21 protein-coding genes and 1 pseudogene are annotated in these 21,634 nt (G+C 51.7%); 17 read left to right on the forward strand and 5 right to left on the reverse strand.

Features of this window, described 5'->3' with window-relative positions; genetic code table 11:
• The first annotated feature begins 58 nt into the window (after positions 1 to 58).
• Both BMY11_RS16065 and BMY11_RS16070 read left to right on the forward strand, forming a co-directional pair.
• Positions 59 to 994 (forward strand): ABC transporter ATP-binding protein, encoded by a 936-nt coding sequence (locus tag BMY11_RS16065; protein WP_256217542.1) that lies wholly within the window; start codon positions 59 to 61, stop codon positions 992 to 994.
• Positions 978 to 1,778, forward strand: coding sequence for an ABC transporter permease (locus BMY11_RS16070; RefSeq protein ID WP_256217543.1), 801 nt, complete (start codon positions 978 to 980; stop codon positions 1,776 to 1,778). The genes BMY11_RS16065 and BMY11_RS16070 overlap by 17 nt, the downstream gene beginning before the upstream one ends.
• Positions 1,779 to 1,855: 77 nt before the next feature.
• On the opposite strand, the gene BMY11_RS16075 is transcribed toward BMY11_RS16070, so the two are convergent.
• Positions 1,856 to 2,296, reverse strand: coding sequence for a bactofilin family protein (locus BMY11_RS16075; RefSeq protein WP_090578089.1), 441 nt, complete (start codon positions 2,294 to 2,296; stop codon positions 1,856 to 1,858).
• 167 nt (positions 2,297 to 2,463) lie between these two features.
• Here BMY11_RS16075 and cls point away from each other — a divergent pair, with 167 nt between their 5' ends.
• Positions 2,464 to 3,891 (forward strand): cardiolipin synthase, encoded by a 1,428-nt coding sequence (gene cls, locus BMY11_RS16080; RefSeq protein ID WP_090578093.1) that lies wholly within the window; start codon positions 2,464 to 2,466, stop codon positions 3,889 to 3,891.
• Between the two features lie 5 nt (positions 3,892 to 3,896).
• Here cls and BMY11_RS16085 read toward each other — a convergent pair.
• Both BMY11_RS16085 and BMY11_RS16090 read right to left on the reverse strand, forming a co-directional pair.
• Positions 3,897 to 5,143: pseudogene (locus BMY11_RS16085) on the reverse strand (NAD(P)/FAD-dependent oxidoreductase).
• 72 nt (positions 5,144 to 5,215) lie between these two features.
• A complete protein-coding gene (locus BMY11_RS16090) occupies positions 5,216 to 5,401 on the reverse strand; it encodes a hypothetical protein (protein WP_090578096.1) in 186 nt (61 codons plus the stop codon).
• A gap of 181 nt (positions 5,402 to 5,582) precedes the next feature.
• Here BMY11_RS16090 and BMY11_RS16095 point away from each other — a divergent pair, with 181 nt between their 5' ends.
• A complete protein-coding gene (locus BMY11_RS16095) occupies positions 5,583 to 6,728 on the forward strand; it encodes an asparaginase (RefSeq protein WP_090578099.1) in 1,146 nt (381 codons plus the stop codon).
• Between the two features lie 158 nt (positions 6,729 to 6,886).
• Positions 6,887 to 7,798: an aminoglycoside phosphotransferase family protein gene (locus BMY11_RS16100; RefSeq protein WP_090578102.1), complete on the forward strand. Its 912-nt coding sequence runs from the start codon at positions 6,887 to 6,889 to the stop codon at positions 7,796 to 7,798.
• A 3-nt stretch (positions 7,799 to 7,801) separates the two neighbouring features.
• Here BMY11_RS16100 and BMY11_RS16105 read toward each other — a convergent pair whose 3' ends face one another.
• On the reverse strand, positions 7,802 to 8,659 hold the full coding sequence (locus BMY11_RS16105; protein ID WP_090578105.1) for an AraC family transcriptional regulator: 858 nt from the start codon (positions 8,657 to 8,659) through the stop codon (positions 7,802 to 7,804).
• A gap of 190 nt (positions 8,660 to 8,849) precedes the next feature.
• Between BMY11_RS16105 and BMY11_RS16110 the strand changes: the two genes are divergently transcribed.
• The 4 genes from BMY11_RS16110 (at position 8,850) to BMY11_RS16125 (ending at position 13,342) form a co-directional block, all read left to right on the forward strand.
• The gene (locus BMY11_RS16110; RefSeq protein WP_090578108.1) at positions 8,850 to 10,025 is read left to right on the forward strand and encodes a galactokinase; all 1,176 of its coding nucleotides are present in this window, start codon (positions 8,850 to 8,852) and stop codon (positions 10,023 to 10,025) included.
• Between the two features lie 42 nt (positions 10,026 to 10,067).
• Positions 10,068 to 11,057, forward strand: coding sequence for a UDP-glucose 4-epimerase GalE (gene galE, locus BMY11_RS16115; protein WP_090578111.1), 990 nt, complete (start codon positions 10,068 to 10,070; stop codon positions 11,055 to 11,057).
• A 32-nt stretch (positions 11,058 to 11,089) separates the two neighbouring features.
• On the forward strand, positions 11,090 to 12,673 hold the full coding sequence (locus BMY11_RS16120) for a UDP-glucose--hexose-1-phosphate uridylyltransferase (protein ID WP_090578114.1): 1,584 nt from the start codon (positions 11,090 to 11,092) through the stop codon (positions 12,671 to 12,673).
• Between the two features lie 207 nt (positions 12,674 to 12,880).
• On the forward strand, positions 12,881 to 13,342 hold the full coding sequence (locus tag BMY11_RS16125; protein ID WP_090578117.1) for a hypothetical protein: 462 nt from the start codon (positions 12,881 to 12,883) through the stop codon (positions 13,340 to 13,342).
• Positions 13,343 to 13,414: 72 nt separating this feature from the next.
• Here the strand turns inward: BMY11_RS16125 and BMY11_RS16130 are convergent, their stop codons facing one another.
• Entirely contained in the window at positions 13,415 to 13,645 is a 231-nt protein-coding gene (locus BMY11_RS16130) for a DUF1128 domain-containing protein (RefSeq protein WP_090578120.1), read from the reverse strand.
• Between the two features lie 190 nt (positions 13,646 to 13,835).
• Between BMY11_RS16130 and yyaC the strand changes: the two genes are divergently transcribed.
• The 8 genes from yyaC (at position 13,836) to BMY11_RS16170 (ending at position 21,520) form a co-directional block, all read left to right on the forward strand.
• Positions 13,836 to 14,387: a spore protease YyaC gene (gene yyaC, locus BMY11_RS16135; protein ID WP_090578123.1), complete on the forward strand. Its 552-nt coding sequence runs from the start codon at positions 13,836 to 13,838 to the stop codon at positions 14,385 to 14,387.
• A 21-nt stretch (positions 14,388 to 14,408) separates the two neighbouring features.
• Positions 14,409 to 15,236, forward strand: a complete 828-nt coding sequence (locus tag BMY11_RS16140; protein WP_371262850.1) for an alpha/beta fold hydrolase — start codon at positions 14,409 to 14,411, stop codon at positions 15,234 to 15,236.
• A gap of 24 nt (positions 15,237 to 15,260) precedes the next feature.
• Positions 15,261 to 15,917, forward strand: a complete 657-nt coding sequence (locus tag BMY11_RS16145; protein ID WP_090578126.1) for a DUF6483 family protein — start codon at positions 15,261 to 15,263, stop codon at positions 15,915 to 15,917.
• A 17-nt stretch (positions 15,918 to 15,934) separates the two neighbouring features.
• Positions 15,935 to 17,128, forward strand: coding sequence for a class I SAM-dependent methyltransferase (locus BMY11_RS16150; RefSeq protein ID WP_090578129.1), 1,194 nt, complete (start codon positions 15,935 to 15,937; stop codon positions 17,126 to 17,128).
• A 91-nt stretch (positions 17,129 to 17,219) separates the two neighbouring features.
• Positions 17,220 to 18,911, forward strand: coding sequence for a histidine kinase N-terminal 7TM domain-containing diguanylate cyclase (locus tag BMY11_RS16155; RefSeq protein ID WP_256217546.1), 1,692 nt, complete (start codon positions 17,220 to 17,222; stop codon positions 18,909 to 18,911).
• A gap of 19 nt (positions 18,912 to 18,930) precedes the next feature.
• Positions 18,931 to 19,617 (forward strand): GGDEF domain-containing protein, encoded by a 687-nt coding sequence (locus BMY11_RS16160; RefSeq protein WP_177182676.1) that lies wholly within the window; start codon positions 18,931 to 18,933, stop codon positions 19,615 to 19,617.
• A 32-nt stretch (positions 19,618 to 19,649) separates the two neighbouring features.
• Positions 19,650 to 20,732: an HD-GYP domain-containing protein gene (locus BMY11_RS16165; protein WP_090578135.1), complete on the forward strand. Its 1,083-nt coding sequence runs from the start codon at positions 19,650 to 19,652 to the stop codon at positions 20,730 to 20,732.
• A 65-nt stretch (positions 20,733 to 20,797) separates the two neighbouring features.
• On the forward strand, positions 20,798 to 21,520 hold the full coding sequence (locus tag BMY11_RS16170; protein WP_090578138.1) for a PilZ domain-containing protein: 723 nt from the start codon (positions 20,798 to 20,800) through the stop codon (positions 21,518 to 21,520).
• The last annotated feature ends 114 nt before the right edge of the window (positions 21,521 to 21,634 follow it).

Raw genomic sequence — 21,634 nt, forward strand, 5'->3', positions numbered from 1 at the left:
ACGCGAGGTGTGTAAGATTTTTACCGCTCTCAGAGTTTGCCAAACAGGGGGTATAGAGGTGAACAGTTCATTCGGCTCCATAGAGGAGCCAATCGTCAGGCTGCAGCAAGTGACGAAGACGATCGGCCGGCGGACGATTATCGATAGCTTAACGCTTGATTTGCCGCGTGCGGAGGTGTTCGGTTTTCTTGGTCCCAACGGTGCGGGCAAGACGACAACGATTCGAATGATGGTTGGGTTGATGTCACTGTCCAAGGGTGATGTCCTTATTGAAGGCCACAGCATCCGAACCCACTACGAGCAAGCGATCCGCCATGTTGGTGCAATTGTAGAGAATCCAGAGATGTACAAATATTTGACAGGCTTTCAGAACCTGTTGCACTTCTCGCGCATGGTGCCGGGCATTACGAAGCAGCGCATTGACGAGGTCGTTGAGCTTGTTGGCCTGAAGAGCCGCATCCATGACAAAGTGAAGACGTACTCGCTCGGAATGCGCCAGAGGCTCGGTGTCGCACAAGCCATTATGCATAAGCCATCGCTGCTCATTCTGGACGAGCCTACAAACGGGCTCGATCCTGCGGGCATTCGCGAGCTGCGTGATTACCTCAGGAAGCTAGCGAAGGAAGAGGGCATAACGGTATTCGTATCGAGCCACTTGCTGAGCGAGATGGAGCTCATGTGCGACCGTGTCGCCATCATCCAAGCAGGCAAGCTCATCGACGTGCGCAGTATCCGTTCTGACAAGCCGATCGCCGATGAAGAAAGCCAAGTGCTGTTCGAGGTCGATCAGCCGGATAAAGCGGTGCAGCTGCTTGCGGAGCATGGAGCTGAGCGAGAAGAGGACGCTGCACTTGTACGTGCAGACCGCGAGAGGATTGCGCAGATCAATGCATTGCTTGTTGGAGCAGGTATTAAAGTATATGGCATTCGCGTCCTGAACAAGTCTCTAGAGGATCAATTCCTGGAGATGACGGGAGGTGAGCAGGTTGTTTGATTTCTTACAGCTTGTCCGAAATGAGAATATGAAGATTTACCGCCGAATCGGAACATGGATTATGCTCGGTATTATTCTTGTGCTCGTCATTGTCGCCAGCTCGCTGACAAGGTGGCTGTCCGAGAAGGATACGATGTGGACCGTGATGAACGGTATCGATCAGCTGATGTACTACTTGATTACGATTTTTACCGTTGTCGTATCAGCGGAAAGCGTAGCTGGCGAGTTCTCGTCCGGCACGATTAAGCTGTTGCTCATCCGGCCGTGGAGCCGGAGCAAGATTCTGCTCTCGAAGTATGTTTCCCTACTCTTGTTTGCCCTCGTGCAAACCGTGCTGATGTTCGTCTCGTCATTTGTACTGAACCTCATCTTGTTCGGGTACAATCAAAGCGCAACAGCTAACGAGGCGCTAGGCGTGTTGAACAGTGCGCATCCGCTCTTCTATATGATTCAAGCGTATGTGCTTGATTACATCGGGCTCATTATGATCGTGACATTCAGCTTCATGCTGTCGACGATCTTCCGCAGCGGCGGACTTGCGATCGGCCTGTCGATGTTTATTTACTTCTTCGGAATTATCGCAAGCGGCATCCTGATGTCGCTCAATTATAAGTGGGTCGATTACCTGCTGTTTCTGCACCTGAACTTGAAACAGTATTTGCAGAGCACAGCCATTGCGCATAATATGACGCTCGGCTTCTCGCTTGCTGTGTTAGCCGGGTACTACATCATCTTTATGGGGATTACATGGCTAATCTTCAATAAGCGGGATGTAGCGACGTAAACGAACGAAGGAACAGATAAGAAAGGAGCCTTAGGCTGGTGTTTTGTAACCGGCTCAAAAGGCTCCTTTTTTGCGGTTTATCCGGCTTGACGAGCTTTCTCCTTCGCTTGCTGCTGCTGTCCTGGCTGTTGAGAGGGAGCTTCATGCTCTGGCAGCTGGCGTGTGCGCGGTTCGGTCTGGCGTTCCATTCGGCAGTTGCCGTTATAGATGCCGCCGTCTTGAATCAATATGCTGTGCGCTAGCACATTGCCGAATAGCTGGCCTGACGCCGTAATGATAAGCCTGCCTTTGACGACTATATCGCCGTGGACTCTGCCGGCAATCGTCAAATCTTGAGCCGTGATGCTAGAGCGCGCTACGCCGTATTCCCCGATAATGACATCGCCCCTGCATTCGATATCACCCCGATGCTCGCCCTCAATACGTATGCTGAGCTCACTGATCAGCTTCCCTTCGACATGAGTGCCGTGTCCGATAAGTGTTTCAGCCGATGCGCTCCGCTTTGATTCCTTGAACACCCGCAGATAATCACCCGCCTTCTCTCACGGTTACATGCATAATGCTATTTATTCTTAGATGCTAAGAAACATGCCAACTAAAGTCATGCCAACTAAAGATGTATACGGCTCCTATTGCGAGTGAAAGCTAGTTCTATATCATCTGGGAGGAAATGGGGGAACCTGCAATGATTTGGGCGCTCGCTGCACTCCTGATCTTTATTTTTCAAATCGCGACGATTCTCGTTCTGGAACACCGCCATCCGGCCAAAACCATCGCCTGGCTGCTTATTCTGTTCGCTCTGCCGATAATCGGCTTCGTCATGTACTACTTTCTAGCGCAAGAATACCGGCGGCGAAGAAGTATACGCAGAAGAGGCGTTTACATGTCGGATACGCTGCGTAAGGCGCTGCTTCGCTGCAAGCTTATTCACCGGCAGAGCGAGATGCAGGGGAATCGGTTTGCGGAGCAAGAGAGACTTTATCACATACTGCAAAATATTTCCGTTTCCCCCATTACAGGCTGCAACGAAACGACCGTACTGGTGAACGGCGAAGCGACGTATGAGGCGATGTTTGCGGCGATTGCTTCGGCACGGCATCATGTCCATGTCGAGTCGTATACGATCCGGCACGATTCTGTTGGACAGCAGCTAAAGGAGCTGCTGCTTGCGCGGGCGAGAGCCGGTGTTGAGGTGCGGGTAATCTATGACGGGATCGGCAGCGTGGAGCTTAGCGATAAGTATGTGGAGGAGCTGCGCCTTGCAGGGGTAGAGATACAGTGCTTCCTGCCGCCACGCATCGCCTTCTTCGAGAAACGAATGAACTTTCGCAATCACCGCAAAATCATCGTCGTTGACGGTCTTGTCGGCTTCTTAGGCGGCATTAACTTCGGAGAGGAATATGTAGGCGGCAATCCGAAGCTTGGCTTCTGGCGGGATACGCATTTGCAACTACGGGGGGACGCCGTGTACTTCCTGCAGGAAGTCTTCATCTACGATTGGTGGTATTCATCGAAGAAGAAGCTGGCTGGATCTGCGTACTTGCCTGAGCATTCGTGTGAGAGCTTGGAGCAGGTACAGATCGTGCAGAGCGGTCCCAATATGCGGGATGACGCGATACTGGAATATATATTCGCGGCGGTTACCGCGGCGAAGTCCCGAATTTACATGACGACGCCTTACTTTATTCCAGATGCGAGCATTCTGATGGGACTGCGGACTGCGGCACTTGGCGGCGTGGATGTGCGGATTATCATTCCGTACGTGCCGGATACGAAGCTTGTGCTAATGGCCTCGCTGTCTTACGTCGAGGAGATGCTCGCAGCTGGCGTTCGGATCTACCGCTATAAAGGCGGCTTCGTGCACGCGAAAGTCATTATCATCGACGAGCTGCTCGCATCAGTCGGGACAGCGAATATGGATATGCGGAGCTTGTTCAGCAATTTCGAGATTAATGCGCTCCTATTCGATGAGATGGCGATTGAGCGGCTTGAGGCTGATTTCATGAACGATTTGCAAAGCTGCACAGAGGTCAGCCTTGCGGAATTCCGCAAGCGTCCGCTGAAGCAGAAGGTAGCAGAGGCAGCCGCGCGGATGCTGTCTCCGTTGTTGTAGGGTGTTTAAACATTTAGCAGCGACGGGCGGTCTAGCGCGACAATGGAGGCGAGAAGATGGTCGCGACCTGTGATGAGATGATGCAAAATATGCGCGCCCATCATGCTGTAGACCGTGCCGTTGCCACCGTAGCCGAGACAGTAGTAGACGCCGCTCCAATTCGGATCGGCTCCGATGAAAGGGAGCCCGTCGCACGACAAGGCGAAGGTGGCGTGCCATGCATAGTCAATCGAGGCTTCTATAGAAGGGAATAACGCTTGTATGCAGGATAGCACTTTCGCGGCCTCCTTCTTAAGCTGGCTCTCGCTTGTCAGCAGCTCCTTGGTTTGCTCATCGCCTCCGCCTGCAATGATGCGTTTGTCTTCCGAGAATCGCATGTAGAAATAGGGCCTTGCCGTCTCCCAAAATAGGTAAGGACTGAACGCCTCATAAAGTTCCGGCTGGGGATTCGTAACAAGCGCGTAGGTGCGGTTCATCACTGACTTCACGAGCTTGCCGCGCAGCTCTTCTGGTTCGTAGCCGACGGCGTAGATGACATGCTTCGCCAGCACCTCGTGCCCAGCGGAGGTCTGTAGTATGTGAGCGCCACTGTTCGGTTCAGAACTATGGTTGACTAGATCCGTCTGCTCATAGACGGCAAGTTCGAAGCGGTTCACGGCGGCATCAATAAGGCCATGCACGAACCGAAAAGGATTAACCGATGCATCGCCATGCGTTACGATGGCGCCTGGCTTGTGAAACGGAAACCGAGCAGAGATTTGCTCCGGCTCCAAGTATTCTACTTCGAACAGATGGCGATTTAGCAGCTCATACTCTTTCTTAAGCTTTGGGACATCCTGCTCTGTACTCGCATAATAAAGGCTGCTCTGCCATACGTACTCCGCCTTGCCTGACCCAAGCTCGGCTAGCTCGCCAATCTGCTCGACCGCCAGCTTGCAGCCTTTATAGAATTGGACCGCGTTCCCTTCGCCAATCTGATCCGCTAAGTCGCATAGCATCGTATCATTGCAATATTGCAGCAGTCCCGTATTGGCAAGCGAGCTGCCTGCTCGATATCGCCGCGTTCAAGCAGCACAGTCTTCAAACCGCTTCGGGATAGGATGTACGCGCAGATCGAGCCGGACATACCGCCTCCGATAATGGCGACGTCGGCCTTAACATTTTGGGCGAGCGGGGGATAGACGGTGGGCTGGTCCATTGTACGGGGCCAGTAAAGATGGCCTTCGTGCAGATGTTTGATGGTCATAATCATGCCTCCTCCTGGCTACTATGCCCCAATTTGCCATGAAAAAAGAGGAGATCACTGTGATCCCCTCTTCGTATGTTACGATTCATCTTGAACCGGATCGGGCACAAGCCCTTCCTCCAGAAGCTCGCTGTTCGTCTTCATAGCTTCCATGTCCGCGCCAAGCTGCTGCATGTCGTGGAAGTCATGAACCATTGAACCGTTGAGCACCTCCTGTATCGCTTTTGCTTTGCGTCCAGCACCGCCGGGTATTGGATTTTCCATGATCATCAGCTCCTTGGTATACTAGTGATGAGATGAGACAAGCTTGTCAAAACGTACTTGATCAGCTTGCAATTATATAACCATCCATAAGCCAATTTGAAACGGATGGCGGATAGCTGGCACCAAGAATAGGCTGTTATGGAGACAGAGCTTAAACATGATGGAAAAGGTCGGATGAGGATTGAATAGGGTAAATAGAAGCACGAAGACAGACAAATATCCAACGGCAAACGAGGTGCTAGGCGTTCCCCTCGTACTTACGACTAGAGGCGATTTGGTCGAAAATGTTCACAGTGGCCATGCTGCGGTTGTTACAGAGGACGGCCGATTAGTCGCACATGCCGGGGACGCGAATATTCTTAATTTCTTGCGCTCCACCGCGAAGCCGATTCAAGCTTTGCCAAGCGTGATGGGCGGCATAATTGAAGCATATGGACTTGGCGATGAGGCAATCGCGTTAATGTGTGCCTCGCATCAAGGCACTCCGGCACATATCGCGGTGCTCGAGCGGATGCTCGAGCAAACCGGCGTGCTGGAGCAGCAGCTTGTGTTCGCGCCTGCGCTGCCGGCGAATGCAGAAGCGCGCGATGCACGGCTCGCAAGCGGAGGAAGCCCGCGCAAGCTGTATCATGTTTGCGCAGGCAAGCATATCGGTATGCTCGCGCTGTGCAAGCTGCGCGGCTGGCCGATGGAGACCTATACGCAGCCGGAGCACCCGCTGCAGCAGGAACTGCTGCGCATCGTCGCAGCGATCGCGGACGTGCAGCCCGAAGCCGTCGAGACGGCGATCGACGGCTGCGGCTTGCCGGTGTTCGCGCTGCCGCTGTGGCGCCTCGCGCTCATCTATGCGCGCTTCGCTGCCTGGGGCGGCGAGGGAGCGGCGGCTGCGCAGCCTGCCGCAAGCGGCGAAGCCGCAACGGGTTCGGCGGCAGCGACGCCAGCGTCAGCGGAGGGCTTCGCCGCCATCGGTGCAGCGGCGCGGCGGATCGCCGCTGCAATGGCCAGCCATCCGGCCCTCGTGGAGGGACCGGATCGGCTGGCGAGCGTCATGCTCGGCTGCGGCGACGGGAACGTCGTCGCGAAGAGCGGGGCGCAGGGCGTCTTCGTCTTCGCCCTGCTAAGAGAGCAGCTCGCAGTGGCGATTAAGCTCGCGGACGGCGGCGAATCAGCTTGGCCTGTGGCCGTATGCGCCGTAATCGAGCAGCTGCAGCTCGGCGAGGAGCTTGCCCGCTGCATCCGCAGCCAAATCTCGCCGGAGCTGCGCAACGATGCCGGGCAGCTGGTCGGCATCCGCGAGGCATGCGTGACGCTGGAGCGGCATCAATAATGGAAGCGCCAAGCTGCGGAGCTTAATACCGCCGCTTGGCGCTTCTTTTTTACATGATTTGCTACGCATCAAAGGATTCACAGCTACTCGTTGTCGAATGTACTGGAAGCAGCTTGTTTTTAATACAAGCTTAGCTTGGAGAGGAGATTTATGACGTCATGACACTAATACCAGAGGATTTCAATGCTAAGATGCTAGCCAGTCACGGTTCACGGGTAGAAGGGTGGACGCAGTCGCTGCCCGAGCTTATCGCTAGAAGCGAGGCACAATTCGGCATTAAGGCGGAAGCGCCTTTCAACAATTTGTCTTTTAACTATATCGCTCATGGAACTAACGAGGCTGGTAAGCCGATTGTGCTTAAGCTTGCTTTCCTTAAGGACGAGCTCGCTCAAGAAATGCGGACGATGAACGCGTACGCGGGCAGAGGAGTGGTTCAAGTGCTCGCATTGGACGAGGAGCTTGGTGCTGCTGTACTCGAACGCGCTGTTCCTGGTACGCCGCTGTCCACTATGCTCGATGACAATAAGGCAACGGTCATTTTCTGTGAGATGCTTGGGCAGCTCCGTCGCCCGTTCGAAGGTGAAGTGGGCCATTTCCAGACGATTCGAAGATGGTTCGAAGGGATTGTCCGCTACCGCAGCCGATTCAGTGGGGATACAGAAGGACCGCTGCCTGAGCATTGGGTAGTCCGAGCCGAAGAGCTATTGGAAGAGATGATCGCGACGACAACCGAAACGGTTCTGCTGCACGGCGATTTGCATCATCAGAATATTTTGCAGCAAGGGGATGATGGATGGGCTGTGATCGATCCGAAAGGGATCGTCGGCGATGTCCATTTCGAGACGCTCCAGTATTTGCTCAACTATAAGGATCGAGGCGGTGACTACGATACCGTCCTCCGTCGCCGTGTCGCGATAATGACGGAGCGGCTTGGCCTGGAGCATCGCCGCATTGCGCTGTGGGGCATCGTACGAGGCGTGCTCGAAGCATGCTGGTCAATCGAGGATGGCGATGAAAACTGGCAGGAAGGCATCGACATTTCGGAGCGGTTCGCGAAGCTGCTGGACTAGCCTTCACAGCAGCTTCATCGCCTCGCGATAAGCAGTAGGCGACTGACCGTAGAAGCGGCGGAACTGCTTGGAGAAGTAAAGCGGGTCCTGGAACCCGACAGAAGCCGCGACTTGCTCGATCGTCAACTCCAGACGCTCGCGCAGCAGCAGATGCGCCTTGTCGATTCGCAGCTTGAGCAGGAACGTTACCGGCGTAATGCCGGTCTGCTGCTTGAACATGCGCGACAGATAGGCTCGGTTGTAGCCGAGCGTCTCTGCCATATTCTCGATTGAGATTGGCTCGGCGTATTGTGTCGACAAGTAGCGGATCATCTGGTTTGTCAGCACTTCACTGTCCGAGCCCTGCTGCTCAGCGGTACGATTCTCCCCTTGCTGCGCTGCGCCGAACTCTGCGAACAGCAAATGCAGATAGCCGGTCGCGCGCAGACTTGCCGTAAGGCCACCAAGGCGGAACGCCCGCTGAATGCTGTGAAACAGTACGCCGATGCGCGGGTTCGTCCCCGTATCGATGATCGGCATAGCGGTATTTAGCCCCGCGCCAGCTACGAGCCCCGTCGCTCGCTTCCCTTCGAACGCAATCCAGCGGTAACGCCAGGGGTTGTCCTCGCTCGAGGTATAGCTAATCAGCTGATCGGGATGAATGAGGAACGATTGTCCGGCTTGCAGCTCATGCTGGATGCCGGCAGAGGAGAATGTACCGGTCCCGGCTAGAATATGATGCATCAAATAGAAGTCATATACCTTCGGACCGATGAGATGATTGGGCTTCGTCTGACTCTCTCCTGAAAATAATACATATATATCACCATGTTCATCTGGTACGGGATTGGACAGCACTGAATAAGTCTGTGTAAGCTCCATGTGGCTGAACTCCTTCGTTTACGACATCTTCTTGTTACCATTTATTGTAGCATATATCGATGCTGTAGCGATTTGTGAGTCACAAAATTCCATGTGAGAAGCACATCATACCATTTTGTTCATACGCGTGAACCGCTATACTGAACCTATAATCATTCAACTACATTACGAAAGAGAGTGGTATGAATTCATGGCTAACATAGAACAATTGACGAATCAATTTCTGAACTTATACGGGGAATCGGCTGAGCCAATCGCTGCATTCCACGCGCCGGGACGCGTTAATCTCATCGGCGAGCATACGGATTACAACGGCGGTTACGTCTTCCCGGCCGCACTTACTTTTGGCACGACGCTCATCATTCGTAAACGTAATGACGACCAGCTCGGCCTTGCATCGACGAACTTCGAAGCGACGAAGAAGCACCTGCCGATCTCGCCGATCGTATTCGATGAAGCGGACGATTGGATGAACTATCCGAAAGGTATCGTGGGCGAGCTTCAGCAGCGCGGTACGACATTCGCAAGCGGCTTCGACCTGCTCTATCACGGTGAAATCCCGAATGGCGCTGGGTTGTCATCATCGGCTTCCATCGAGGTTGTAACAGCTTACGCGCTGCTCACAATGGCTGGCCTTGCAACAGATACAGTGGAGATCGCTCGTTTGTCGCAGAAATCCGAGAATGAATTCAACGGAGTCAAATGCGGCATTATGGACCAGTTCGCAGTTGCGAACGGCAAGAAGGATCATGCCATTCTGCTTATGTGCGATACGCTTGAATATGACCTGATCCCATTCAGCTCCGGCGACTACCAGCTCGTCATCGGCAACACGAACAAGCGCCGCGGACTTGTCGATTCCAAGTACAACGAGCGCCGCAGCCAGTGCGAGCAGGCGGTTCAAGATTTGAAGGCGGCTTTCCCTAACTTGACGCTGCTCGGTCAGCTGTCGGTAGAGCAATTTAATGCGAATCAGCACTTGATTGCGGACGAGGTTGTGCTGAAGCGCGCGAAGCATGTTATTGAAGAGATTGATCGCGTGCTTCAATCCATGAAAGTGCTGAAGGAGAACGATCTCAGCGCATTCGGACAGCTGATGAACGCTTCCCACGATTCGCTGCGTGACCTGTACGAAGTAACCGGTGATGAGCTTGACGCAATGGTTGCAGCGGCGCGTACCGTTCCAGGCGTGCTCGGCTCCCGCATGACAGGTGCAGGCTTCGGAGGTTGTACGGTATCGCTCGTGCACAAGGACAGCATCGATAGCTTTAAAGCGGAAGTTGGACGACAATATACGGAAGCAACAGGACTGACAGCAGACTTCTATGTATGCACAATCGGCAACGGCGTAGAGCGTCTGTCTTAATATTTTTACAAATATAGATGTAGAGAGGGAGAGGACCTACTTATGGCAGTATTAGTAACTGGAGGTGCGGGCTATATTGGCTCGCATGCAGTAGCGGCATTGCTCGAGCGTGGCGAAGACATCGTCATTGTTGATAATTTGCAGCAAGGCCACAGAGATGCGGTGCTTGGCGGCAAATTGTATGTCGGGGATTTGCGGGACGGCGAGTTTTTGGATACGGTATTTGGTGAGAACAGCATCGACGCAGTCATTCATTTTGCGGCAAACTCGCTCGTTGGCGAGAGCATGAAGGACCCTGGAAAGTATTATCATAATAACGTATACGGTACACTTTGCTTGCTTGAGAAGATGAATCAGTACGGCGTGAAGAAGATCGTCTTCTCTTCAACGGCGGCAACGTATGGCGAGCCGGAGAATGTGCCTATTCACGAGCATGACCGCACATTGCCGACGAACACCTATGGCGAAACGAAGCTTGCTATGGAAAAAATGATGAAGTGGTTCGATGTCGCATCTGGCATCAAATATGTATCGCTCCGTTATTTCAATGCAGCAGGCGCGCATGCGAGCGGCAAAATCGGCGAGGATCATAATCCAGAGACGCATCTTGTGCCAATTATTCTTCAGACGGCGCTCGGCCAGCGCAGCCATATCTCCATCTTCGGTGATGATTATCCGACAGAGGACGGTACTTGCATCCGCGACTACATTCACGTCAGCGACTTGGCGGATGCGCATGTGCTGGCAGTTGATCGCCTACGCGGCGGCGGAGACAGCGCGATCTATAACCTTGGCAACGGCACGGGCTTCTCCGTGAAGCAAGTCATTGATATTGCGCGCCAAGTAACGGGGCGCGACATTCCAGCTGTCATTGAAGCGCGCCGCGCAGGCGACCCTGCGGTGCTTGTCGCTTCATCGGACCGTGCTCGCAGCGAGCTAGGATGGAAGCCATCGCGCAATAAGCTCGAAGATATTATTGGCAGCGCATGGGCTTGGCATCAAGCTAATCCTACTGGCTACAACAAGCAATAATGCGTGAAGTTGCAAGGAAAGGAGCATTTCAGATGACCGAACACCAATCAGTCCCAAGCGCGGGAGATGTGCTCATTCTTATCGAACGGCTCGTGCAATTTGCAGCCCAGCGCGGCATGCTTGCTTCGCTGCTAGATGAGTATGGTGCGCGTAATGCGCTGCTTGATCTATTCCGTTTATCAGAGGCTTACGGAGGACCGGCGCCGGAAGAACGGCTTGACAGCGCGGGCCCGTTGCTCGAGCCACTGCTTGATTATGGTTCTTCCATTGGACTCATTCCAGACAACACACTGACTTTCCGTGATTTGCTGGATGCACGCATTATGGGGCTGCTTATGCCGCGTCCATCCGAAGCGGTTGCGCAGTTCAAGCGTACCGCGCAGCAACAGGGCATTAAGAAGGCGACGGATGATCTATACCGCCTTAGCATAGATTCCAACTATATCCGGATGGACCGGATTGCGAAGAATCAGTATTGGGAGCATCCAACCAATTATGGCAAGCTGGAAATTACGATCAATCTCTCCAAGCCGGAGAAGGATCCGAAGGAAATCGCGGTACTGAAGACGATGGCACAAAGCCATTACCCGAAATGTCTGCTGTGCCCGGACAATATCGGCTACGCCGGCCGCGCGGATCATCCCGCTCGCCAGAATCTGCGCGTCGTGCCGCTTGAACTGCAAGGTGACGCCTGGTACTTCCAGTACTCACCGTATGTGTACTATAACGAGCACAGCATTGTGTTCCACAGCAAGCATGTTCCGATGCGGATTACACGGGATACGTTCGCGAGGCTGCTGGACTTCGTCGATGAATTCCCGCATTATTTTATCGGCTCGAATGCGGATTTGCCGATTGTCGGCGGTTCGATTCTGAACCACGATCATTTCCAGGCGGGGCGTCATGTGTTCCCGATGGAAATTGCACCGATCGAGCAAACATTCGTCGATCAGTCCGTACCGGGCTTAACATTCAGCACCGTAGCATGGCCGATGTCGGTAATCCGGCTGAGCGGCAATGACAAGGCCTCGGTTCTTGAGGCGGCCGGCCAAATCTTAAGTGCATGGCGCGAATACAGTGACGCGGATGCGGATATTCGCGCATTCACGGAGAAGGACGGAGAGCGGATTTCGCACAATACGATTACGCCGATTGCTCGTTTGCGTGACAATGGGCAATATGAGCTCGATTTGGTACTGCGAAATAACCGCACGAGCGCTGAGCATCCAGATGGCATTTTCCATCCACATGCGCATTTGCATCATATTAAGAAAGAGAACATTGGCCTCATTGAGGTGATGGGTCTTGCAGTGCTGCCGGGAAGGCTCAAATCCGAGCTGGAACAGATCGCTTCACTGTTGACGGGCGATATTGCTTATGACAGCACAGCGGTACAAGGCGGTGCTCTCGGCAAGCATGCGAATTGGATTGAGGCGATGATTGCGGAGCATGGTACATCGCTGATGCAGGAACAAGCTGAAGCTCTGCTAACGGATGAAGTCGGCAGCAAATTCCTTGAGGTGCTGGGGGATGCCGGCGTTTATAAGCGTACGGTTGAGGGACAGGAAGCTTTCTCCAGATTCATGCAGTCTGTCGGACTAGCAAGAACTTCCTAATCCAAGCCACTATATGGAGCTTTTCCCCCAGAACATGGCAGTGTACATGTGCGGGAGGGAAGGCTTCTTTTTATGCCTAATATATTAAATTTCACAAATAAATCACAAATTCGCGTATATATTTCTATATAATAAAAAGGAACTTAAGAAGTTGCGTCGAAAATAATTATGTAAAGTAAAATTAATGATAACTGGGGGGACATTCATATGCCGATTGCTATTATTCCAATCGATGCCTTCTTGGCGTTGTCGAGTGACGAGCAAGTCGAGAAATTAAAACAGTGGAAGATGGACTATACACTGAAAGATATTCGAGATGCTTGGGGCTTTAAGCACTCCGCTCAATACTACATGCTGCTGAAGAAGCTTCGGATCTATGAGAGAGTCGTCAATAAATCAGATAAATTTTCGCCGGAGCAGCTGATGCAAGCCAGATTAGGCGCAGAAGCTTATACTTCTGCCGGTTATGCGGTGCACGAACGCGCGATTCCAGCGGATCAATTCGGCTACGAGCTGAATGTGACGCTGAACGGGCCAGAGCTTGCAGATAAGATGGAGCGCCTCGCTCATTTTTTAAAGGGTGAACATAAAGCGGTTACAATTAAGATGTCGATCTCTGCTTCACGTGCAGTACCGGCGCAGACTTCTGATTTGAATAGCGAGGACTAATCCTCCAATAGGGAATAATAAATAAAACCGGGCGCAGTTGCGCTCGGTTTTATTTATTATAAGAATATCGGATTATTTCTTCTCTCTCAGTTGTCCAAGCTCGGAGACAATTGCTTCAACTTCGCTGATGCTGAATTTATCTTTGCTCGCTACGATGTCGTATACGTCCTTCAGATCCTCATATTTGGTCAGGCTGAAGTTGGATGCCTGCATTGCAGCTCCGGAAGCCATGCGCAGCTTGTTCTTAATCGTATCGATCATGAATTCGACGTTGTCTTGATTCGGTTCCGCCAAGTTTCTCATTCTGGTATTCCTCCTTACGTGACTTGTATAGCTTGAACGTATTGTATCACGGCGGCAGCAATGTTTGCTATGGCATATCATGCAAAGCGCACATCGTGCTAACCGCACATCGTGCTAACCGTCAATTTGATGGGGCTGGATGATTTCGGTACAATGAGAAGTGAGAGAACTCAAGAGGAGAACCTTACAGATGGGCAATCGGGCGAAAACGCGAAAATATCGGCATTCTGACCCGGTCAGCCGGGAACGGGTAACGATTGAAGGTGTAACGGAGCTGCTTCGCGAAGCGGCGGCTAAGCATCCAGATCTTTCGAGCATCGCATTCGTATGTATCGGAACGGACTGCTCAACTGGCGATTCGTTCGGCCCTTGGGTCGGAACGATGCTTACGGAAGCTGGGTTTCCCCATGTAATCGGTACGCTGGCGCATCCCTGTGATGCGGATCGTTACGAAGAGCTGACTGTTGCGATTCCGAAGGAGCTTACGATTATTGCGATAGATGCGAGTTTGGGTAAAAAGGATGAAACACCGAGTTATAGGATAGCGCGTGGACCGCTCTATCCCGCTCACGCGGTTGGGAAGCGGCTGACGCCAATTGGCGATTATAGCATCGCAGGCATTGTTGCACCGAGCAGTGTGAAGCCGTACTGGGCGATTCAACACGCGTCGTTATTTGAAGTGATGGGAATGGCACGCGCCGTTGCTGATGTTATCGTGCAGGCTTGGCAATTTGAACGCTAATTCCGATATGAGGATGTGTTTATGATGGGGGCAATTTCTTTAGCGAATGGGCAGGTACAATTACCGAATGGACAGCAGCTGGCTTACTATGATTCTGGTGCAGGGGAACAAGGGAAGCCGGATATCGTGCTGCTGCATGGCTTCTGCGGCAGCTCTGCGTATTGGGAGGAGATTGTACCGGCGCTTGAGCAGCATGGACGGGTAATTGTTCCGGATCTTCGCGGCCACGGCCGCAGCTCAGCGCCGGATGAGTCGCCATACGCGATGGAGCAGTTTGCAGAGGATCTACTCGCGCTGCTAAATGAGCTTAACATCGAGCGCATCTGCTTGTTCGGTCATTCGCTAGGTGGCTATATTTCACTCGCATTCGCAGAACAATACGCTGAGAAGCTGGCGTCATTCAGTCTTATCCACTCAACAGCGAAGCCAGACAGCGAGGAAGCGAAGGGCAATCGGGATAAAGCGGCACAGTCGCTGCTCGAGAACGGTATTCGTTCATTCACGGATGGACTTGTACCGAAGTTGTTTGCGCCGGCACACCGTGATTCCATGCAGTCCGAGGTTAAGCATATCATTGAAATTGGCTACGAGGCTTCAGCCGCAGCCGCTGCAGCGACGGCATTAGGTATGAAAGCAAGGCCGGATCGCACAGCGGTGCTGGAACGGCTGAACGTTCCGATTCTGCTCGTAGCTGGCTCCGAGGATGCAGTCGTTGCGCCAGCAAATACGTTCACAGTCGACGGTCCGCTTGTGTCGCAGGTGCTGCTGGAAGGCTCCGGCCATATGAGTATGGTGGAGTCTCCTGCAGAGCTGGCTGAAGCGCTGATCGTTTTTATAATCAAGATTTAGCTCCGTGGAGAGGAGAGGGCCCTGTTGTTTCAAAGAGATTATTTTATGCGCATGATTGAGCAAATGAGCGAAGCGGTCGGTCAAGTGATGGGATTGCGCCAGCAACATAAGAATGAGGAAGCACTCCTCTTCATTGATGAGCAGCTGGACCGCAAATTCCGAATGAACAGCAAAGTAATTCGCCAGCTATCGGACGCTGATCTGGTGCGGATTATGACGGTGCATGGCGTTGTCGAGACGGCTAATTTACATGCCATCGCGCTGCTCATCAAGGAAGAATCAGAAATATTGATTGAGCTCGGACGGAAGGATCATGCCTATTTGTTGCAGATGAAGTCGTTCCATCTCTTCATGCGCCTCGCGCTGCTCGATGCGCCGGCTATGCTGCGAACGCCCTCCGAGGAAGCGGCGGAAATGGCCGAGAAGCTGGATGTTTATGAACTGCCGGAAGCGACGAAGCTGCTTATGTATGAGTGGCATGAGGGCGATGGACGTTATGATGAAGCTGAGAATGTGATGTATGAGCTGCTTGAAGACGGCGTGTTCATTCAAGAAGATGCCGTTAATTTCTACCGCAGGCTTCTGCTCCTGCCTGATGAGTCGTTAACGGCTGGCGGATTGTCTCGCGAAGAAGTATTAGAGGGCTTAGAGAAAGTAGAAAGACAGACAGAAGTACACTAGGAGCTGAAATACGAAAGATGGATCGTAAGGAACAATGGCAGCTCGATGTAGAAGAGTGGGTGCGCGCACGTCAGCTGCGACAGGCAACTTTCAGCCAGCTGCGGCGCAAGGACGGCGATGTGCCGGTCAAAACCATTATTCGCCCGATCGAGCTAAGAGGCGAGCTATACTATCAATTTCAATATTTTATTGGCAATAAAGTGACACATGAGAACGTGCCGCATACTGACGCAGCGGACCGCATGATTGCATGGCTGGAGCAACATTACCGTCAAGCGCTAATCAAGTCGAGTGAAGCGGATGTGCAGCTGTTGTTCTCCAAGAAGGGAAAGGCAACTGTACTAACGAAGCCTTCTACGGCGAAGGCTGAAACGGAATCGCTTGACCACAACCGACAGAAGCAGCGTGTCGTTCAAGAGGGAGAAGCGGCACCGTTTCTCGTAGAGCTCGGCATTATGACGAAGGACGGTAAAGTTGCGGCGAAGAAGCAGGATAAGTTCCGTCAGATCAATCGTTTCCTTGAGATGGTGACTGACGTTCTACCCTATCTACCGGAAGACCGAGAAATTACGATTGTTGATTTTGGCTGCGGAAAATCGTACTTGACGTTTGCGCTGTATCATTTGCTTGCGGTGAAGCAACAGCGGCGGATCTCCGTCGTCGGGCTTGATTTGAAAGCAGATGTTATCGCTTTCTGCCAGGAGCTTGCGGATAAGCTCGGCTACGACCGTCTTCGTTTCCAAGTAGGGGATATCGCACAGTATAATGAGCAGTCAGAAGTCGATATGGTTGTGACGTTGCATGCATGCGATACCGCAACAGACGCAGCGCTTGTGAAAGCGGTGGAGTGGGGCGCTTCCGTTATCCTCTCTGTCCCTTGCTGCCAGCATGAGCTGTTTCGGCAAATTGAGAATGAAGCGATGGCTCCACTGCTGTCGCACGGCTTATTGAAGGAACGATTCTCCGCGCTTGCAACCGATGCGATCCGTTCGCAGCTGCTCGAAGTGCTCGGTTACCGCACGCAGCTGCTTGAATTTATTGATCCGGAGCATACGCCGAAGAACATGCTGATTCGCGCAGTGCGGACAGCCGGCAGCGGCAGCAGTGTGGACAAAGCTCGCAAGTGGCAGGAATATGTCATATTTCGGGATATGCTGAATGTTTCGCCTTATTTGGAGCGTGCGCTTGGATCCCGTTTGCCGGAGCAATGAAGTTATTGTCGAACAAATAATGGGTATGTTAGAATGAAACTACAACTATGAAATTTGTCCCGAGCCTTTCTACATAGAAAACATTTATTTCATGATTTGGGTGAAGAATATGGGACTGATGACCGGGTTTGATATTAGCTTATTTATATTTTTGCTTGTTACTTTCATCTATGTATTCACACTCAACGTCATTACGACGCAGCATAAAGTTTATTTGTTTTTCCACTTCTTCATGATGTTTTGGCCGATTGGTCAGGTCGGTGTCCACTCAACAGATAATCCCAACCTCCAGATCATTTACATTAATATTTCCTTTGTCTGTTTATCGATGCTTGGCTTTGGGTGGCTCCTGTTTACTAAATTTTTAGTGTACGCCGCCTATCGGCCAAGCCGTAAATTTGTCCTATTCATGATCTCGCCATCGTTGCTCATGTCGGTATTCATCGTATGGAATCCGGCAGGTCTATTTATGCATGCGGTCAATGGAAGCTACACCGAACGGATTTATGGTCCGATTTTTTGGGTGCTGGCTGCGCTGTTAATCTCTTATTATGGAATCTCCGTCCGCATGCTGGTGCAAACTTACCGTTTACGCAAAGCGCAGCAGGAAGACAGAGTAAGCATAGTCAATGCGCTAATAGGTATTGTCATCCTCGTATCCTTTGCGTTGCTGGATTTGTTTGTGAATGTAGTGCTTGACCCGTGGTTGCCGGTAGTTCCGGGGCTCACATCGCTTGGCATTGTTATGTCCAATCTATATTTCGTATTTGCCTTGCAGAAGAATCGTACTCTCGATCTCGTCAAGATTGCGCATCAGGACGTTGTCGACACGCTTTCTGTTGGCATTATCGTACTGGACGAGCACGATCACATCATCGAGATGAACCGGATTATTAGCCCGTACATTCGCACTCATATAGGCGGCAAGCTGAATATGGCGAAGCTGCTCGCAGGCTATTCACAGGATTCAGCTCGTGAAGAAACGTTCCTGCAAGCGTACCATCAGCAGCCTTCAACCCGGATTCAAACGGAAATTACAATTGAGCAGAACCGGCAACTAGCAAAATTCTTCTCCCTGCATGTCGCTCCGACTATCGTGAGCGGTATTCGCATCGGAAGAGTCATTACGTTCCAGGATATTACGGAGCTGAAGTCGCTTATCTTCAAGTCGGAAGAGCATAACTCTTCCCTCCAAGAGAGGAATCGGGCGCTCATTTATATGCAGGATGAGCTGTTTCAGGCGAACCGCAAGCTCGAACAGATGGCGATTACGGACAGCTTGACCGGCTGCTACAACCGCAGATATTTAATGCAGCAACTGGAACACGAAGTGATGACGAATATGAGATATAAGATTCCGTTTGCACTCATTCTCTTTGATATTGATTTCTTCAAACTAGTGAATGATACCTATGGCCATATCGTTGGTGATGAAGTCATACGGCGCACGGCGGAAGCGGTTCGCTCATCTTTGCGCCGTACAGATATATTGGCGCGCTATGGCGGCGAAGAGTTTATCCTTTATATGCCGCACACGACGAAGGAGCAAGCGGAGATGCTTGCGCAGCGCGTTCGTGAAGCGGTAGAGAATAACCAGGTTCCGGCTGGACGAGGCTATCCTCCTATCTCGGTCACGGTCAGTATGGGTATGATAGCAGTGGAAGAACCTTTCCATCAGCAGTATGATGACATTAAGGATTATTTAAAAGAATTGTTCTCGAAAATAGATTCGGCGCTGTATCGCGCGAAGGATGACGGTCGTAATCGAGTCGTCAATCTGTAACGATGAAGGGGGCAAGCGAATGTCGCATCATGGGCGGAATTCAGCACTGGCAGTTGGACTGGGATTAACAGCCGCTGCCGGCGGCTTGAGTTTATTGGCAAGTCATGCACATATGCTGCTCCCTGTCGTTATTGGCTTGTGTACGTTTGCGACGGCTGTTTTTTCTTTAGGATGGCTGCTTGGAACGAAGTATGATCGTCTGAAGCTTGAGGCGACAATGGATATGGTGACCGCTTTATACAATCGCAGATTTATTGAGGATAGCTTCAAGACATTGCTGCGGCAGGCCGCGCGCAAACGGAAGAGAATGACCGTTATGATACTTGATGTCAATGATTTCAAGGATGTCAACGATCGTTTGGGACATCTGCAAGGCGACACGGCGCTCGGAGCCATTGCAGCTACGCTAAAGCAGTGCGGAGACCGAGGCGAAATTATCGGCCGGTGGGGCGGCGACGAATTTATTATCATTTGCCCTTATGCCGAAGAGAAACTTCTGGAAAGACTAATGAATCAAATTCATGAACAGCTTCAAAGCATATCGCTAAGGACTGGACTTAGGCTGTCGGTTTCGGTAGGTCATGCATCGTATCCGGAACACGGCACAGAGCTATGCCAGCTCACGCAAAGCGCCGATAAACGAATGTATGCCGACAAATATTTACACAAGAAGCAAGCAACAGAACCGGCAGCGTTGCAAGCGTAATATGCTGTAAGCGATAAAAGGCGGGAACAACGATGAGGAAGGTTCATATTAACTCCGTAAAACCGGGGGAAAAGCTTGCCCGCCCTATTCACCAAGAGAACGGGAACATATTGCTTGGAGCTGGAGTAGAGCTGAGTCAGCGGTTTATTGATCGTTTGGCTGGTCTCGGTATCGATATGCTCTTTATCGATGACCCGCTTACGGAAGGGCTAGAGCCAACATCAGCCATACAGGATGAAACAAGGAAGAAAGCGTCTGACAGCATCTTCAAAACAATGACGTCGTTTATGGATCAGCCTCTCATCAAAGGTAGGGCGATTGCCCCAGACCTTGGACGGAATTTCCGCAAGGTATTCGGCGACATTATGCAGGACCTGGTTCGCCGTGAAGATGTCATGGTTAGCTTGACGAATATCCACGTTGCCGACAGCTACTTATTCCAGCACTCACTGAACGTTGCGATATTAGCTGGCATTATGGGACTAGCCAAAGGCTACAATCGTAATCAGCTGGAAGAGCTCGGCATGGGCGCATTGATGTTCGATATCGGGATGACACAAGTGCCCAAAGATATTGTAACGAAGGCATCAGCACTTACCGACCAAGAACGTATTCTTATCGAAAAACATACCGAAGACGGTTTCAATATGATTCGTGGACATCATGATATTTCACTTCTGTCTGCGCACTGCGCACTGCAGCACCATGAGCGGTACGATGGCTCCGGTTATCCGCGGAAGCTGAAGGGTGACGGCATTCATGAATATGCCCAGATTATCGCGATTGCGGACGTGTACGACGCATTAATCTCGCCAAGGCCGCACCGCAAACGCCATACGCCTTCAGAAGCGATTGAGTTTTTGTTTGCAGCAGGCAATACTTACTTCAACATTGATCTTATCAAATTGTTCTGCAAACATATCTCGATCTATCCCGTAGCAACAACCGTAATGCTCAGTACGGGACAAGTTGTAGTCGTCGTCAGCAATGATCCACTTGCCGTGCATCGCCCGATAGTGAGAGTCATTCGGGAAGCGGACGGTAAGGCACCTGCTGCGGCCTATGATATTGATCTGAAGAATGAGCAGAATTTGATGATTACGAGAGAGCTATAACGGGATAACACTTGCGAGTCCCATGTTGAGAGCGCTCTTTCATGTGAAGGGGGAAAACAACTACTATGGCAGGCATAAACGAACGCGCCAAGGAAAATTACAACACGAGCAAGGCAACCTTCTCCACTAAAGCGCTGCTTCACAGCCGAACTGTTGTTGAGAAAGACGGGTATGTGTCAACTGGCGTACTCGCTCATGCAGAAGGCGACATGATGGAAATCGAAATGACCGAGTTCAAAAACTTTGAGCTCGGCGATCCTGTAAGTATGACCATCTACTCTCCCGTTGGCATTCATCGGCTGCAGTCGACGGTAATTGCGAAGGCCGAAGGGTCGCTAGCCGTTATTTTCCCAGTTCGAGCGCTTGAAGGGCTGGAGGAGAAGCGGGAATCGATTCGTTTCGCCGTAATGGTGAAAGGGAAGATTACGCGGACGCTCTCCAGAACGGTAAAGACGGAGGAAGGCGAGACTAAGGTTGAAGCTGAAGATTATTTAGACATTTCCGTTCGCAATATTAGCGATACCGGTCTTGGCTTTATTTTTACAGCTGGAGGCGCGGATATTAAGAAGGGTGAAGCCTTAAAAGTATCGCTGTCCGTCGGTTTCAACCTCGAATGTGGAATGGACATTATTCGGGTTGAGGATCAAGGCGACGGGAAGTTCTACGGAGCTCGCTTCCAAGCTTTGGATGAGCTGCAACAGCGCGCGCTTCGCGCTTATCTGCTTCGCGCACAGGTCGAGAATTACTTTCAGCTTAAGCAGGATAAGGCGGCGGCGAGGAGCCGGTAGTTGCATGGCTTCGTTGTAACACATTTTCATATATTGTTCCATCAAGACGCAGGTCGGATGTTTGGCATCCGGTAGGTGTCTTTTTTTGTGTATGAATGCATTGTGCTACAATTG

Source organism: Paenibacillus sp. OV219, assembly GCF_900110075.1.
In the GTDB taxonomy this organism is placed as follows: domain Bacteria; phylum Bacillota; class Bacilli; order Paenibacillales; family Paenibacillaceae; genus Paenibacillus_Z.